The following is a 13,642-nucleotide window of genomic DNA, read 5'->3' as shown; positions in this document are numbered from 1 at the left end:
TCTGATCGAGCTAGGAGTGGCTTTGACCCCTGTGGTGCTCAAATGTGGCGATTCGCCGGTTCCACTCCCCCTGGGTGAACTCACGTCGTTCACTGTCCCCGAGCTTCCGGAGAAGCAAGACTTCGACGAGGCACTGTCCCAACTGCAGGTCGTGACGGAGCCGCGCTTGATCGTCGTGGGCAACGACGGCGCGTTTGCCGCGGCATTGACGCGGTTGATGCGACTCGAGCGACTCCACGTCGAACTCGCCTACGTCACCGAGAACAGGTCCGATGCAACCGACGCGTACAAACTCGCGACCGGTGCACGGGCTGCGCGCACGGCGTTGAAAGGCGCAGTCCACACCGTGCCGCTCATTCGTGACGACGCCGGAATCGCGCTGGTCGGCGCAGCAACCGTCACGGGTCCAGCCGACGCCGCCGAACTGATCGGCGAGGCCTACGTCGACGACAACAAACTGTTCTCCGGCACAGTCCCCGGCATCCGGATCGTGCCGAGCCCCAAGCTCCCCGGCATCAAGGCATCTGTCGATCGAAAGAGTCGATGGGGCGGACGACGCTGGCTGGAAGGTCGAGCGATTCAGCTGGGCTCGCCGGCAGCGCGACTGGTTCGCGACGGTGTGCCCAACCCGCGCGATCTCAAGCGTTCGACCTTCTACCGGCACGACAAGACTTGGTTGTTGGTCAGGTGAGAACCGGAGCAGCACGGTCGGCGGTTCGACCCAGCCCCGTCTTCCTCGGCGTAGTTGCCGTCACCGTCATTGCCGGAGTCGTCGCTTGGAACTCGACGTGGGGTTCCATCGCGGGCCGCGCGGGTGTCTTTGTCCTCGTGGTTGCCGGCTGGGTGGTCACGCTGTGCTTGCACGAGTTCGCCCATGCGTATCTGGCGTGGCGTCACGGAGACACCGACGTCGAGGCTCGTGGCTACCTGACGCTCAACCCGCTCAAGTACAGCCATCCGATGCTCTCCATCGGACTGCCGGTGCTGTTCATCGCGTTGGGCGGCATCGGGCTTCCCGGCGGCGCCGTGTACCTGCGCACCGGGATGTTCCCGCCCAAGGTGCAAGCGCGAATATCGCTCGCCGGTCCGTTCACGAACGCCGTCGCCGCGGTGATCCTCCTCGTCGTCATACGTACGTACGGCTCAGGGGCCGAGCATCTGACGTTCTGGGCCGGCCTCAGTTTTCTTGCCTTCCTACAGGTCATGGCAACAGTCTTGAACCTGCTCCCCGTCCCCGGTCTGGACGGTTACAACGCGCTGGAGCCGTACCTCGCACCCAACACACGGCACCAACTCGAACAGTTCAAGCCGTACGGGCTGCTCCTGTTGGTTGCGCTCCTGTTTGTCCCGCAGATCAATGTCGTCTTCTTCGACGCGATCTACTGGATCTTCGAATTGAGCGGGGTGTCCGACTACTACGCCATGCTCGGTAACGCCCTCATGCGTTTCTGGACGTGATCGAGTGCGCTGGAGGAGACTCGTGAGAGTCTGACATTTCAGACATTCATTCTTCTTCAGGGGAGCATCGATGATTGCGACGTCATTTCAGTCCGGCGGAGTGGAGTACACCCTCACGCGGGCCGAGATTCGACACGTTGAAGCACTGATCGACTTGCTCGCCGACGACCCGATCGGGAGCACTCGGGAGACGACCAACCCCGAGGCCCGAATGATCTACGAGGACGCGTTCAGACGAATCGACGAGGATCCGGCGCAACTCCTCGTCACAGTTCTTGTCGGCGACGCTGTCATCGGCACAATGCAATTGACCTTCATTCCGGGTATGAGCCGGATGGGCGCGACGCGACTGCAGATCGAAGCCGTTCGCGTGCACGAGGACTTCCGTAGCAAGGGCATCGGCAGTTCGATGATCCGCTGGGCCTGCGAAGAAGGTGCCCGGCGCGGCGCCTTCCTGGCGCAGCTCACCTCGGATCAAACTCGCAAGGAAGCTCACGACTTCTACGAGCGACTCGGATTTGTCGCCTCCCATGTCGGGTTCAAGAAGTCACTGAGCTGACGCCCAGCCACCAAGACTCCAGAACACAGGCTCGAGCACCGGGGCATGATTGTGCCCCGGTGCTCGCGTCTTCAGTTGTGGAGGTTCACGCCGCTGTCGGTGGACTGTTCCCATCGATCGGATGCTGGAACGGATCGATCGACATCGGGGGGTAGAACACCGTTTTCCGATCCGGGCCTATCTCCACTCGCCACTGCGTGCGGTGCAGTGTCCGATGATGACGACCACACAACAAGATCAGATTGTCGAGATCCGTTGGGCCACCATCATTCCAGTGAACAATATGATGAGCATCGCACCACCCCGACGGTGCCCCGCACCCCGGAAACGCGCACCCGCCATCACGCACCGCCAACGCCCGCCGCTGCGGAACCGTCGCGGTCCTTGCTTCCTTGCCGCAGTCGAGCGGAACACCATTCTCGTCCAACAAAATCCGGGTGACCGTGCAGTCGCAGGCCAACATCCGGGCAGTGTCGATACTGACCGGGCCCACCCAATCCGTCCACGCGAACCCGAGTTCCTCCGTCGACGGCAGTAGATCCTTCAAAGCCTGCATATCGGTCATGTCTTTCGCCGACGCAGTCACCGTGATGTGCGGTTTCACCCCGCCCTCGATCGGACCCAACCCCGCCCGCTCGTACCGCCGCAACAACTCACAAAACCCATCCGCCCGCCGTAGCGCCGGAGTGCGGGTGTCTTTGACGCCGTCTTTCTCCGGCGTCGGCGCCGACAAACTCGACAACAACGTGATCAGACGGGCCCCGTTGACCGCATCCAGATCGCCTTTCACGCTGACCCGCCCGTACAAGCCTTTCGAGGCATAGAACTCGTTACGCTCCGAATCCTCACCCACCGGAACGCCGTCTTCACGCTTGCCGTACTGCTTCTCGATCCGCCGGATCGCTGCCCGCACCGCATCACAATCCGCGATGTTCTTCGACGCCAGGCCAAGCAGAATCCCGCGGGCCTTGTCCACATCCGTCGGCGTCATGTTTTTCGGCGGATGCTGACAAAACGACGCCACCTGACGTGCCTTCAACGCATCCACATCGCCGCGGTGGAACGCATCCGCCACAACAGGTTCGAGCAGAAGCAACCGCGCCAGACTGACCAATAGGCTGCACTCACCGATCTCCACATTCGTCGAACCGTGCAACCACTGCGCGATCGCCCGAAAACCCTTCCCGACCACAGACTCCCGGGAAAACATCTCCACGATCAGCAACACCATCCGCGACTGCAACTCGTGCCGGACGCGCACCAGATCCAGAACCTCACTCTTGAGGCCCTCACCATCCAGCTGCCACGCTTCCCGACTGTCCATACCGAAAGTTTAATCGAACATACTTTCGATAACCAGAGACATAACGGACAACTTCAAAACAGACCAACAGCTCGAGAGCTGTTGAGATGCATCGCTATTCGCGCAACCGCCCGCGCGATTTGTTGACAGATACCCGCAACTCCCCCAAAGGCACTTCACGTCCCGACTCACTGCGCACCTCGACGCGAACGCGCTCGCCGGTAGCGTCGTCCGCCACCTCCAACGGTCCACCTTTTCCGCCGTGCAGATACTTGTCCCCCCACTGCATCAGCGCAAGAACTGCCGGCAGCAGGTCACGACCCTTCTCGGTGAGCACGTACTCGTGCCGCGTCCGCTTTCCAGGTTCCTTGTACGGCACACGCTCGAAGAGGCCCGCCTCAGTGAGTGCTTTCAGCCTCGCCGACGCAACCGCCTCGGTGATGCCGACTCGCGACGCAAAGTCGTCGAAACGGGTTGTGCCGTAATAGGCCTCTCGCAGAATCAGCATTGCGGAGCGAGTGCCGACCACCTCCATGGCCCGTCCGATCGAACAGTGCGTGGCCCGCCAGGCGTCGCGATCTTCGAGCACCCCGGTCAGTCGTACAGCGTCCATGCAATTCACCATACCCCCTGGCTTGCCATAACCATAGCCAGAGTCTAGATTGCTGACTATGGAACTTCATAGCCAGCAGGTGCGGACAGGGCCCCTCCTCGCCATACTGTCGGGGGCGCCGTTTGTCGCCAGCCTCGATCTTTTTGTGGTCAACGTGGCCTTCGGAGACATCGCCAAGAGCTACCCGGGTCACTCGCTCGGCGAGTTCAGTTGGATTCTCAACAGCTACGCGATCGTCTACGCCGCGCTGTTGATACCCCTCGGACGCTGGGCGGACAGGATCGGACACAAGCGCGCCTTCATCGCCGGCCTCGCGCTGTTCACACTCGCCAGCGCCGCCTGCGCTTTCAGTCCGTCATTGTGGGCACTGGTGGCATTCCGCATCATCCAGGCAGTCGGCGCCGCAGCGCTCACCCCGGCCAGCCTCGGCCTCCTCATCAGTGCACTCCCGGCTGCGAAACGCCAATCCGGCGTGCGCATCTGGGCGGCGGCCGGTGCGGCAGCAGCGGCATTCGGCCCTGTCGTCGGCGGGATTCTCGTCGAAGCGTCGTGGCGCTGGGTTTTCCTGATCAACGTTCCGGTGGGGATCGTATTGCTTTACTTGGCAGTCCGACTCGTCCCGGATACGACACACAAAGACACCGATGCCGGAATCGACTTCTTCGGCGCTGCCCTTCTCACGGTCGGAATCGGCTCTCTTGCACTCGCTCTCGTCCAGGGTCCGGACTGGGGATGGACCGACAGCCGCGTTCTGATCGCCTTCGCCGTCGCCGCCGTCACCCTACTCTCGTTCTGGTGGAGCAACTCTCGCCATCGCACTCCATTGATTGCTCCCGACCTTCTGAAGATCCGCTCATTTGCCTGGTCCAACGTCACCGCCATCCTGTTCAGCGCGACATTTGCCGCCGGCCTGCTCTCGAACATCCTCTGGCTGCAGGAAGTTTGGGGATACTCGGCATTGCGAACCGGCTTCGCCGTCTCGCCGGGTCCGCTTCTGGTTCCGCTGTTCGCGATCGCCGGAGGGTCGCTTTCGCGCAGGTACTCGGCCGGACGCGTCGCCGCACTCGGCAGCATTCTGTGGGCCGCCGGAACGGTATCTGTCCTCGTCTCGGTTGATTCAACGCCCAACTACGCGACCGGACTCCTGCCGGGCTGGATCATCGCCGGAATCGGTGTCGGCCTTGCCCTCCCGACCATTCTCTCCCAGGCCACCGCAGATCTGGCGCCGGCCCGATCAGCCACCGGTAGCGCAATCGTCAGCATGAGCCGACAGATCGGAACCGTTCTCGGCGTGAGCGTTCTGATCGCGGTTCTCGGCTCCTCCGTCGACCCTGACACCTTCCGTCAAGCCTGGTGGGTGATCTTCGCTGTCGCGCTTGCCTCCGCGCTGGCATCGCTGGGAATGACCCCAGCGGCTGCACCCACCCCAGTTGTCCCCGCTGAATCCGCCATCCCTGAAAGGAATTTGTCATGAGAGACGCAGTTATCGTCGAAGCCGTTCGCACTCCGATCGGCAAGGGAAAGGCCAACGGCGCACTGCACGGCATCAATGCCGTCGACCTGCTCGCCCACAGCCTGAAAGCGGTGGTAGAGCGAACCGGAATCGATGCCGCACTGATCGACGACGTCATCGGCGGTGCGGTCAGTCAAGTCGGCGAACAAAGCCAGAATGTCACTCGCACTGCACTTCTTGCCGCCGGCTACCCCGAGTCGGTTCCGGGGACCACCGTCGACCGACAATGTGGAAGTAGCCAACAAGCGGTTCATTTTGCCGCTCAGGGCGTCATCGCCGGGGCATACGACATCGTCGTCGCTGCCGGAGTCGAGTCGATGAGCCGAGTGCCGATGGGCTCGAGCAGCGTCGGGCGTGAGTCACTCGGTGTAGGTTTCGAAGAGCGTTACCCGGACGGTCTGGTTCCGCAGGGAATCAGCGCCGAATTGATCGCCGCCAAGTGGGGACTGAGCCGTACCCAACTGGACGAGTTCTCGGCGTCAAGTCATCGAAAAGCCGCGCTGGCAACCGAAAGTGGCTACTTCACCAAGGAACTCGCCACTCTCCCGCAGCTCTCGATCGACGAAGCGATCCGCCCCGGCACCACTGTGGAGACCCTTGCCGGTCTGCGGACTGCTTTCGAATCCGACTACTACGCACAGCGATTCCCGCAGATCGACTGGTCCATCACCGCGGGAAACAGCAGCCCGCTTTCGGACGGCAGTTCGGCGGTGATGATCACGACCAGTGAGATCGCCGCGAAACTCGGCCTCACCCCGAAGGCACGGTTGCACAGCTTCGCCGTCGCCGGCGACGATCCGCTGTACATGCTCACCGCGGTCATCCCTGCTACCCAGAAGGTCCTGGCCCGCGCGGGGTTGACGGCCTCGGACATAGATCTGTTCGAGGTCAACGAGGCCTTTGCCCCAGTGGTCCTCTCGTGGGCAGCGGATACCGGCGTCGATCTGTCCAAGGTGAACGTCCACGGCGGCGCCATCGCACTCGGTCACCCGCTGGGCGGCAGTGGAACGCGGATCATGACCACCCTGGTCAATGCGATGGAACAGCGCGGCGCGCGCTACGGGCTCCAGACCATGTGTGAGGCAGGTGGGTTGGCCAACGCGACCATCCTGGAGCGCCTGGGCTGAGCAAACTCCATGGACGGTGCTCGGACATCAGTGTCCGAGGGCCGTCCATTCAGGATCCGGCTTCCTCGCCACCACCCGAAACACGATTCCGCCCCGTCCGCTGCGCTGCACCTCGTCGATCAGGAAGCCGGCGTTTTCGAGGTATCCGACCGGTTCGCGGGTGAGGTGATCAGCACCGAACCGAACGAAAAGCGGTTCCACGGCCTTCATCAACGTGCGCGCAACAACGTTCTTGCTCGGCCCGTGCTCCGCGAGAACGAATCGACCACCAGGCACCAGGACCCGAAATGCTTCACTCGCAACTCGGTCCGGATCGGGGATCGTGCAAAAGGCGTACGTGGATACCAACGTGTCCACGCACTCGTCGGGAACGTCGAGTGCTTGCACGTCGCCGAGACGTAGGTCGACTTCGGTCTTCACCCCCTCGGAGACCTTGACCCTGGCCTGATCGAGCATCGCACTCGAGATGTCCACGCCGATGACGTAATCGACGTCATCCCCGTAGAGAGGCAGGTTCAGCCCGGTACCGACGGCGATCTCGACCACGCGGCCATGCGCCTGGTCGACAGCCCATTTCCGGGCGTCACCGAGCACAAAGCGTTCGAAGCGCCCGATCTGTCGGTCGTAGTGCGCCGCCATTGCGTCGAAAGTCTTGGCGACCTGTGCAGTGTCTGGTTCACGCATAGTGCCCCGTTTCGATCGATCTTCTGTGCAGTCTTACATGCGAGCACCGGGTCGGGAAGACCTTTCGTGACGAAGGGCAACCGACCGAGCGAGGTCGTCCATGACGGATGCCCCCGGTATCGTTCCAGGTGACCTGACCTCACCTACGACGATCATGGATAGAGACCTCGTGCGATCAAGTAATTGCGTCACCGGTTCGGTCCGGCCACCTTTTTCCACTGATTCCACTGGAGGTCTGTGATGGCCGGCGGACTCTTCGCCCTGCTCGACGACGTGGCAGCCCTGGCTCGTATGGCAGCCGCCTCGATCGACGACGTCGCCGCCGCAACCGGTAAGGCGACCGCAAAAGCTGCAGGCGTAGTCATCGACGACGCAGCCGTCACACCGCAGTACGTCCGCGGGCTCGCGGCCGAACGCGAACTGCCGATCATCAAGCGCATCGCCATCGGATCACTGCGCAACAAGCTGCTGATCATTCTGCCGATCGCTCTGCTGCTCAGTCAGTTCCTTCCCTGGCTGCTGACTCCCCTGTTGATGGTCGGCGGCTGTTACCTCAGCTACGAAGCAGTGCACAAGATCTGGGGTGCAATCTTCGGCCACGGTGACCACCACGAAACGGCCGACGAGCATCCTCGCGACGAAGAGGCTGTGGTTTCGGGCGCCGTGCGCACCGACCTGATCCTGTCCGCCGAGATCATGGTGATTGCACTCAACACCATCGCGGGCGAAGGTTTCTGGAGCCGGTTGGTAATTCTTGCCGTCGTCGCCGTGGTCATCACCGTGGTCGTCTACGGCGTCGTCGGACTGATCGTGAAGATGGACGACATCGGCTTGAGGATCGCCGAGACGTCGTCGGGCTTCACCCACAAGGTCGGCCGAGGCCTGGTTCGCGGCATGCCTCACGTGATGTCGGTGCTCTCGGTGGTGGGTACCGCCGCGATGCTGTGGGTCGGCGGCCACATCCTGTTGGTCGGCATCGACGAACTGGGCTTCCACCCGCTCTACGACGCCGTTCATCATGGCGAAGAAGCAGTCAGTGACATCGCCGGAGTCGGCGGTGTATTGGCGTGGATCGTCAACACACTTGCGTCGGCAGCGCTTGGCCTGGTGGTTGGCGCGATCATCGTTGCAGCTCAGCTAGGCATTACCCGTCTGCTGGCAAAGCGTTCTGCGACGGCCTGATCACCTAGCCGTGGCGGAGCAGCATCCGCTCCGCCACGGTGCGCATCCCGTCACGCAAGGACGAGGGTTCGAGCACTTCGACGTCCGATCCCAGCCCGATCAACTGTGAGAGCGCGACATCTTCGCTTTCGAGTTTCAGCTCGGCACTCACCCATCCGTCGTCGTCCTCTGGTCCCACTTCGACTGCAGCGGCAAGCTCTCCCACCACATCGGGCAATCGGCGCCTTCCCTCGGGTGACACCCGCACCCGGCAGTGGAAACGGAGCAGCGACCGGTCGAACTCGGCCATCGACGCCGCCCACCACGACGACAGGTCGAAATCCACCGGCCGGGCGAACGAATCATCTTCTATCACGACGTTTTTTATGCGGCCGACCCGGAACGAGAGCGTACGTCCGTTCAAACCCGCCACGAGGTACCAAACGCCGGCTTTGATGACCAACCCCAGCGGTTCGACCGTCCGCTCACGATCGCGATAGTTGAAGCGCAGCCGACGCGAGTCGAGCACGGCAGATGTGACGATCGGAAGCGCTGAAATGTCGTCGACGCCGCCGAACCAGCCTGGGACGTCCACCAGGATTCGGTCCTGCCACAAGCGCGCGCTCTCGCGCAGCGGGCCGGGCAGGGTGCGGAGCAGTTTGGCCCCCGCCGAGCCGACGGCGTCGGATCGCCCGAGATCCGCAGCGATGGACGGCACGCCCAACAACATGAGTGCGGACGTCTCGTCGTCCGTCATGCCGGACAGCTTGGACTGCCAACCGTCGAGCAGACGGATGCCACCGCCCGGTCCGCTCTCGGTCCAGATCGGCACGCCGGCAGCCGACAACGAGGCCACGTCGCGGTAGATCGTTCGCACCGATACACCGAACTCGTCGGCCAACTGATCGGCAACGACGCCACGACTGCCCTGCAAACGCAACATGAGTTGGAGCAACCGCGCGGATCTCATGACGCGAACATTACCGAGAATCACTGACAGAACTTGTCAGGAATAGGGGTGCACAATGACCGTCATGGTCACCTGGAAGCAGTTCTCCGAAGAAGTGCCCGCCCTCGCCGACGCGGTCCAAGCGCGATTCAAGGCCCACAAGCATCACGTCCTCGCAACGCTGCGCAAGGACGGTTCACCGAGGGTCAGCGGCACCGAAGTCGAAATCCTCGACGGGCGTCTGGTGCTCGGTTCGATGTTCGGCGCGCTCAAGGCGAAGGACCTCATCCGCGACGGGCGCTACGCCCTCCACAGCAATCCCGGCGAGCACACGATGGAAGGCGGCGATGCGAAGATCGCCGGAACCGCACGCGAGGTGACCGGCGACGAGTTCGAAGCCGTGCTGGCAAGCTACACCTACGAGGTTCCGAAACCCCTGCACCTCTTCGTTCTCGACATCGACGAGGTGGTACACACGACTGTCGACGACGAGCACATGTACGTAGACCTCTGGAAGCCGGGCAAGGAGATCACCCGCTTCACCAAGTGACGTTCTTCTCGCAATGCTCGCCGTTGGCACACGATTCCACCTGGACGGTGGCGTGGGAAAGACCGTGACTCTCGAGGACGGTGCGCGCGGATTCCAGAACGTTCGATGAATTCGCGTCACTGGTCAGGTGGACCGTCGCAACGTCCATTCCGGTCGTGAGCGTCCAGACGTGTAGGTCGTGAACACCCATCACGCTCGGCAGCGCGGCCAGGTCGGCCTCGACGGCTTCGACGTCGACGTCGGCCGGCGACGCCTGCGTCAGAATGCGCAGCGATGCTGCGGCCAATTTGATCGCACGCGGCACCACCCACAGCGAGATGAGAACACCGACGACGACGTCCGCCCATGTCCAGTTGAACAGCAGGACAAGGCCACCGGCGATCAGAACACCGACGCTACCGACGGCGTCGGCAAGCACTTCGAGGTAGGCGCCGCGCACCGCCAGGCTGTCCTTGGAGTCGCCGCGCAGCATCAGCATCACGACGATGTTCGCGGCCAAACCGGCAGCCGCAGTGATGATCAGGGCGCCGCCCGGAATCTCGGGTTCGTTTCCGATCCGGCCGATTGCCTCGTAGAAGACCCAGGCCGCGACGGCCAGCAGCATCACCGCATTGGCCATGGCGGTCAACACTTCGGCGCGATGCCAACCGAAGGTCCTGGCCGCGGTGGTGCTGCCCTTCTTCGCGAGTAGCAACGCGGTCAGTCCCATGGCCATACCCACCACGTCGGTGAGCATGTGACCGGCGTCGGCAAGCAGAGCCAACGAGTTGATCAGGATGCCGACCGTGGCTTCGAGCACGAGAAACGCGACGAGGATCGCAAGTGCGATCGCCATTTTTCTGATGCGCTGCGGTGACGGTCCCACGCCGACCGAATCTGCTGCCGAGTGGCCATGTGAGTGGCCGTGCCCTGCTCCCATTTGTCCTGTTCCCTCCCAAGTCCTTCTCAGAGCATATGCATACATTCGCATACATACAATGAGTTGCTCAGTGAGCGGGAAAGGGCAGAGGTCAGTGATCCGGCTCGTACGCCGGGTGCGGCACAGTCGGCGGCAGAGTGGCGATCGACGAAATGCGCTTCATGCCTGCAACCTGCAAGAGGTCGACCACCAACGATCGAATCTGGGCGAACACCACCGTCGAGGACAGGCCCGCGTTCTCGACTATCGCCGGTTTCAATTCCTTGGCCACCGAGCGCAGGACACGTGCTGCCTCGGCTTGATCGGGCTGCTCCCCCGGCTCTGCCAGGATCATGTCCTTCAGCACTTCGACGGCTTTCGACAAACGCTCGACCTGAGCCACCAGACGCGGATCGAGAATCTCGTCGTCTCTGACCAACGTCAACGAACGACGCGCGAGCACTCGAATATTGCGCAACGCATTGTCGATGGGATCGGCTGTCGCCATGAGCCTTTCGAGGCGAGGTCTACTGTTCCAGTACAGCGGGGAGATCCGGCTGATTTCGCGCCCGCCGAGGAGGTTGGTGCGCAATCCGTCGATGGCACCTTGGGTTGCGCGCGCCTTCTGGAGCGCCTTCACGATCGGGTCCGGATCGTTGGCAACAAGCCCGTCTGCCACCAATTGCAGTACCTCGGAAGCTGTTCCGAGAATCGATGCAGCATCCTTGCGTGCGCGTCGGACCGGATGGGTGGGGATGATCGCGACAACCGCGATGCCCACCAGACCACCGACCAGGGCATCGATCATGCGATCGGGCCCGCCGCTGCCACCCGGTGGGATCAGCGTCGCCACCAGCACTGCCGAGTTTCCGGCCTGCATCGAGAAAATCGGCCCGCTGTTCAGAAGCACCGCGACGGACATCGCCAGCACGACGACCAAACTGATCTGCCACGGTCCGCTCCCGATACCGGAGATGATCAGGTCACCGATTCCGATACCGACCGTGACTCCCGCAACCAACTCGAACGAGCGCCGCAACCGGGCGCCCAGCGACAGACCGAGCGAGACCACGGCGGCAATGGGCGCGAAGAACGGCGCATGGTGCCCGATCACCGTAGTGGCAACCCACCACGCCAATCCGGCCGCCAAGGCACATTGAATGATCGGTAGCGCCGACGTCTGAAGCCGACGCACCGATTTGCGAGCACGGTCCTTGATGCCGGCCCGGCTCGGACGGAAACTGCTAACCGAGGCCAAGCGCTTCGGCGGCGTTGGGATCGCAGTCTTCGAGCAGATCGAGGCAACGCGCGTACTCGTCGGCCTCACCGATCGTCTTCGCGGCCTTTGCCAAGACAGCAACGCAACGCAGGAAGCCACGGTTCGGTTCATGGCTGTAGGGCACGGGACCGAAACCCTTCCAACCGTTACGGCGCAGTTGGTCGAGTCCGCGGTGGTAGCCGGTACGCGCGTAGGCGTAGGCAGTAATGGTTTCGCCCTTGTCCAGGGCAGCCTCGGCGAGGTAGGCCCACGCAATAGAGGCAGTGGGATGGTCGGCCGCGACCTGGGCCGGGTCAGCGTGGTTGAGCAGTGCCGATTCCGCGTCGTCGTCGCCGGGAAGCAGAGTGGGCTTGGGTCCGAGCAGGTCACCGAATTGGGTCATGCGCTCATTGTGCCCGCTACACCTTTCCGCCACAGGACCGCCTCGCCGACGGTCGGAGTTATGCAGGCTACATACCGGTCGTTACCCTGACATGGTCATTGCTGCATAAGACCGAAGGGTTACCCGTGCCGGACTCGAAAGACGACAACTCGAAAAAGAGCGCAGCCCCGAACGGTGCGCCGGAGAAGTCGGCCCCGACCGAACCTGCGACTGTGGCGATCGAGAAGGCAGGCAAGGGCTCGGCGGCACCGAAGGCGGACGCCGGAGTCAAGGCACCGAAGGCGGACGCCGGAGTCAAGGCACCGAAGGCGGACCCCGGAGTCAAGGCACCGAAGGCAGACGCCGAAAGCAAGGCACCGAAAGCGGACGGCGAAGGTACGGCAGCGAGTGCGCCAACCGTCGCGATCCCCAAGGCAACTCCGGCCCCGAAAGCAACGGCAACACCCACAGCAGCACCGAAAGCAACAGCAGCACCGACACCCCAGCCGAAACCGGAGCCGGCAACCGTCGCGATTCCGAAAGTCGCGCAGCCGACACCACCACCCCGGCAGGCTCCGACACCCCGGCAAGCTCCGACACCCCCTCGAGCTCCGACACCACAGCCGCAGCGCGCCGCTCCTCAACGAGTAGGCGTCGCGCCAACCCCGCCTCCGGCCCAGCCGATGCCGACTCGCATCGAGCCTGCCGCGCCGGAAAAGACCAAGCGCAGCGGCAAGGGCTGGTACATCGCGGCGGCTGCGGCCGGCGTCGCCGTCCTCGCGGCAATCGGCATCGCAGTCTTCGTCTCGTCCAACAGCGGTAGCGGCGAAAGCTCACCCGAGGCGCAGGTTCAGACCGCCATCTCGACGTACGTCGACGCACTGCAAACCGGCGATCTGGCGACTCTGCGAACGTCGACGTGTGGAGCGCTGGGCGAGTACTACCGGACCATTCCCGACACTGCGTTCGCTCAGGTCCACGACAATGCCGTCGCGCAGAAGACGATCCCGCAGGTCGGTGCCGTCGACGCTGTTCGCATCACCGACGACACCGCGATCGCTCAGGTCCAGGCAAGTTTGCCGAGCACCGGCGAGCAGTCGTGGCGCACGTTCGACCTCGAGCGCCAGGACGGCACGTGGAAGGTTTGCGACCCCAGCAAGTAGGCACCTGAACAGAAAATGCGCGCC

At 63.0% G+C, this 13,642-nt stretch carries 15 protein-coding genes; 8 read left to right on the top strand and 7 right to left on the bottom strand.

The features are described 5' to 3' along the window. Positions 1-16 precede the first annotated feature (16 nt). From ACFT1A_RS10760 to ACFT1A_RS10750, 3 genes are all read left to right on the top strand, one after another. On the top strand, positions 17-691 hold the full coding sequence (locus ACFT1A_RS10760; RefSeq protein ID WP_378446988.1) for a hypothetical protein: 675 nt from the start codon (positions 17-19) through the stop codon (positions 689-691). Further along, positions 688-1,458 (top strand): site-2 protease family protein, encoded by a 771-nt coding sequence (locus tag ACFT1A_RS10755; RefSeq protein WP_378446987.1) that lies wholly within the window; start codon positions 688-690, stop codon positions 1,456-1,458. Before ACFT1A_RS10760 ends, ACFT1A_RS10755 begins: the two co-directional genes overlap by 4 nt. 70 nt (positions 1,459-1,528) lie before the next feature. Next, positions 1,529-2,017 (top strand): GNAT family N-acetyltransferase, encoded by a 489-nt coding sequence (locus ACFT1A_RS10750; protein ID WP_378446986.1) that lies wholly within the window; start codon positions 1,529-1,531, stop codon positions 2,015-2,017. Between the two features lie 85 nt (positions 2,018-2,102). On the opposite strand, the gene ACFT1A_RS10745 is transcribed toward ACFT1A_RS10750, so the two are convergent. Together ACFT1A_RS10745 and ACFT1A_RS10740 are read right to left on the bottom strand one after the other, a co-directional pair. Then, positions 2,103-3,341 (bottom strand): DUF222 domain-containing protein, encoded by a 1,239-nt coding sequence (locus tag ACFT1A_RS10745; RefSeq protein ID WP_378446985.1) that lies wholly within the window; start codon positions 3,339-3,341, stop codon positions 2,103-2,105. A gap of 94 nt (positions 3,342-3,435) precedes the next feature. Next, entirely contained in the window at positions 3,436-3,933 is a 498-nt protein-coding gene (locus ACFT1A_RS10740) for a winged helix-turn-helix transcriptional regulator (RefSeq protein WP_378446984.1), read from the bottom strand. A gap of 58 nt (positions 3,934-3,991) precedes the next feature. On the opposite strand from ACFT1A_RS10740, the gene ACFT1A_RS10735 reads away from it, so the two are divergent. Both ACFT1A_RS10735 and ACFT1A_RS10730 read left to right on the top strand, forming a co-directional pair. Next, on the top strand, positions 3,992-5,407 hold the full coding sequence (locus tag ACFT1A_RS10735) for an MFS transporter (RefSeq protein ID WP_378446983.1): 1,416 nt from the start codon (positions 3,992-3,994) through the stop codon (positions 5,405-5,407). After that, positions 5,404-6,573, top strand: coding sequence for a thiolase family protein (locus ACFT1A_RS10730; protein WP_378446982.1), 1,170 nt, complete (start codon positions 5,404-5,406; stop codon positions 6,571-6,573). The genes ACFT1A_RS10735 and ACFT1A_RS10730 overlap by 4 nt, the downstream gene beginning before the upstream one ends. A gap of 27 nt (positions 6,574-6,600) precedes the next feature. On the opposite strand, the gene ACFT1A_RS10725 is transcribed toward ACFT1A_RS10730, so the two are convergent. Beyond that, on the bottom strand, positions 6,601-7,257 hold the full coding sequence (locus ACFT1A_RS10725; protein WP_378446981.1) for a class I SAM-dependent methyltransferase: 657 nt from the start codon (positions 7,255-7,257) through the stop codon (positions 6,601-6,603). Positions 7,258-7,497: 240 nt separating this feature from the next. Here ACFT1A_RS10725 and ACFT1A_RS10720 point away from each other — a divergent pair, with 240 nt between their 5' ends. After that, on the top strand, positions 7,498-8,439 hold the full coding sequence (locus ACFT1A_RS10720; protein WP_378446980.1) for a DUF808 domain-containing protein: 942 nt from the start codon (positions 7,498-7,500) through the stop codon (positions 8,437-8,439). A 4-nt stretch (positions 8,440-8,443) separates the two neighbouring features. Here ACFT1A_RS10720 and ACFT1A_RS10715 read toward each other — a convergent pair whose 3' ends face one another. Continuing rightward, entirely contained in the window at positions 8,444-9,388 is a 945-nt protein-coding gene (locus tag ACFT1A_RS10715) for a helix-turn-helix transcriptional regulator (RefSeq protein ID WP_378446979.1), read from the bottom strand. A gap of 64 nt (positions 9,389-9,452) precedes the next feature. Here ACFT1A_RS10715 and ACFT1A_RS10710 point away from each other — a divergent pair, with 64 nt between their 5' ends. After that, positions 9,453-9,917, top strand: coding sequence for a pyridoxamine 5'-phosphate oxidase family protein (locus ACFT1A_RS10710; RefSeq protein WP_378447264.1), 465 nt, complete (start codon positions 9,453-9,455; stop codon positions 9,915-9,917). On the opposite strand, the gene ACFT1A_RS10705 is transcribed toward ACFT1A_RS10710, so the two are convergent. From ACFT1A_RS10705 to ACFT1A_RS10695, 3 genes are all read right to left on the bottom strand, one after another. Further along, positions 9,907-10,836, bottom strand: a complete 930-nt coding sequence (locus tag ACFT1A_RS10705) for a cation diffusion facilitator family transporter (protein WP_003944295.1) — start codon at positions 10,834-10,836, stop codon at positions 9,907-9,909. The genes ACFT1A_RS10710 and ACFT1A_RS10705 overlap by 11 nt on opposite strands. A 91-nt stretch (positions 10,837-10,927) precedes the next feature. Then, positions 10,928-12,073, bottom strand: a complete 1,146-nt coding sequence (locus ACFT1A_RS10700) for an FUSC family protein (protein WP_317552631.1) — start codon at positions 12,071-12,073, stop codon at positions 10,928-10,930. Further along, positions 12,060-12,476: a DUF3151 domain-containing protein gene (locus tag ACFT1A_RS10695; RefSeq protein WP_042452165.1), complete on the bottom strand. Its 417-nt coding sequence runs from the start codon at positions 12,474-12,476 to the stop codon at positions 12,060-12,062. Before ACFT1A_RS10695 ends, ACFT1A_RS10700 begins: the two co-directional genes overlap by 14 nt. Positions 12,477-12,601: 125 nt before the next feature. Between ACFT1A_RS10695 and ACFT1A_RS10690 the strand changes: the two genes are divergently transcribed. Continuing rightward, positions 12,602-13,618: a nuclear transport factor 2 family protein gene (locus tag ACFT1A_RS10690; protein ID WP_378446978.1), complete on the top strand. Its 1,017-nt coding sequence runs from the start codon at positions 12,602-12,604 to the stop codon at positions 13,616-13,618. Positions 13,619-13,642: the final 24 nt, after the last annotated feature.

This window comes from Rhodococcus sp. NPDC057135, from assembly GCF_042670865.1.
Lineage (GTDB): Bacteria > Actinomycetota > Actinomycetes > Mycobacteriales > Mycobacteriaceae > Rhodococcus_F.
The sequence above is the reverse complement of the archived record's forward strand: the minus strand, read 5'-3'. Positions and strand labels throughout refer to the sequence as shown.

Coding starts and splice junctions, on each gene's coding strand:
- ACFT1A_RS10745 (WP_378446985.1), bottom strand. CDS start 3,341: ATGGACAGTCGGGAAGCGTGGCAGCTGGATGGTGAGGGCCTCAAGAGT.
- ACFT1A_RS10750 (WP_378446986.1), top strand. CDS start 1,529: ATGATTGCGACGTCATTTCAGTCCGGCGGAGTGGAGTACACCCTCACG.
- ACFT1A_RS10695 (WP_042452165.1), bottom strand. CDS start 12,476: ATGACCCAATTCGGTGACCTGCTCGGACCCAAGCCCACTCTGCTTCCC.
- ACFT1A_RS10730 (WP_378446982.1), top strand. CDS start 5,404: ATGAGAGACGCAGTTATCGTCGAAGCCGTTCGCACTCCGATCGGCAAG.
- ACFT1A_RS10710 (WP_378447264.1), top strand. CDS start 9,453: ATGGTCACCTGGAAGCAGTTCTCCGAAGAAGTGCCCGCCCTCGCCGAC.
- ACFT1A_RS10725 (WP_378446981.1), bottom strand. CDS start 7,257: ATGCGTGAACCAGACACTGCACAGGTCGCCAAGACTTTCGACGCAATG.
- ACFT1A_RS10715 (WP_378446979.1), bottom strand. CDS start 9,388: ATGAGATCCGCGCGGTTGCTCCAACTCATGTTGCGTTTGCAGGGCAGT.
- ACFT1A_RS10720 (WP_378446980.1), top strand. CDS start 7,498: ATGGCCGGCGGACTCTTCGCCCTGCTCGACGACGTGGCAGCCCTGGCT.
- ACFT1A_RS10740 (WP_378446984.1), bottom strand. CDS start 3,933: ATGGACGCTGTACGACTGACCGGGGTGCTCGAAGATCGCGACGCCTGG.
- ACFT1A_RS10735 (WP_378446983.1), top strand. CDS start 3,992: ATGGAACTTCATAGCCAGCAGGTGCGGACAGGGCCCCTCCTCGCCATA.
- ACFT1A_RS10705 (WP_003944295.1), bottom strand. CDS start 10,836: ATGGGAGCAGGGCACGGCCACTCACATGGCCACTCGGCAGCAGATTCG.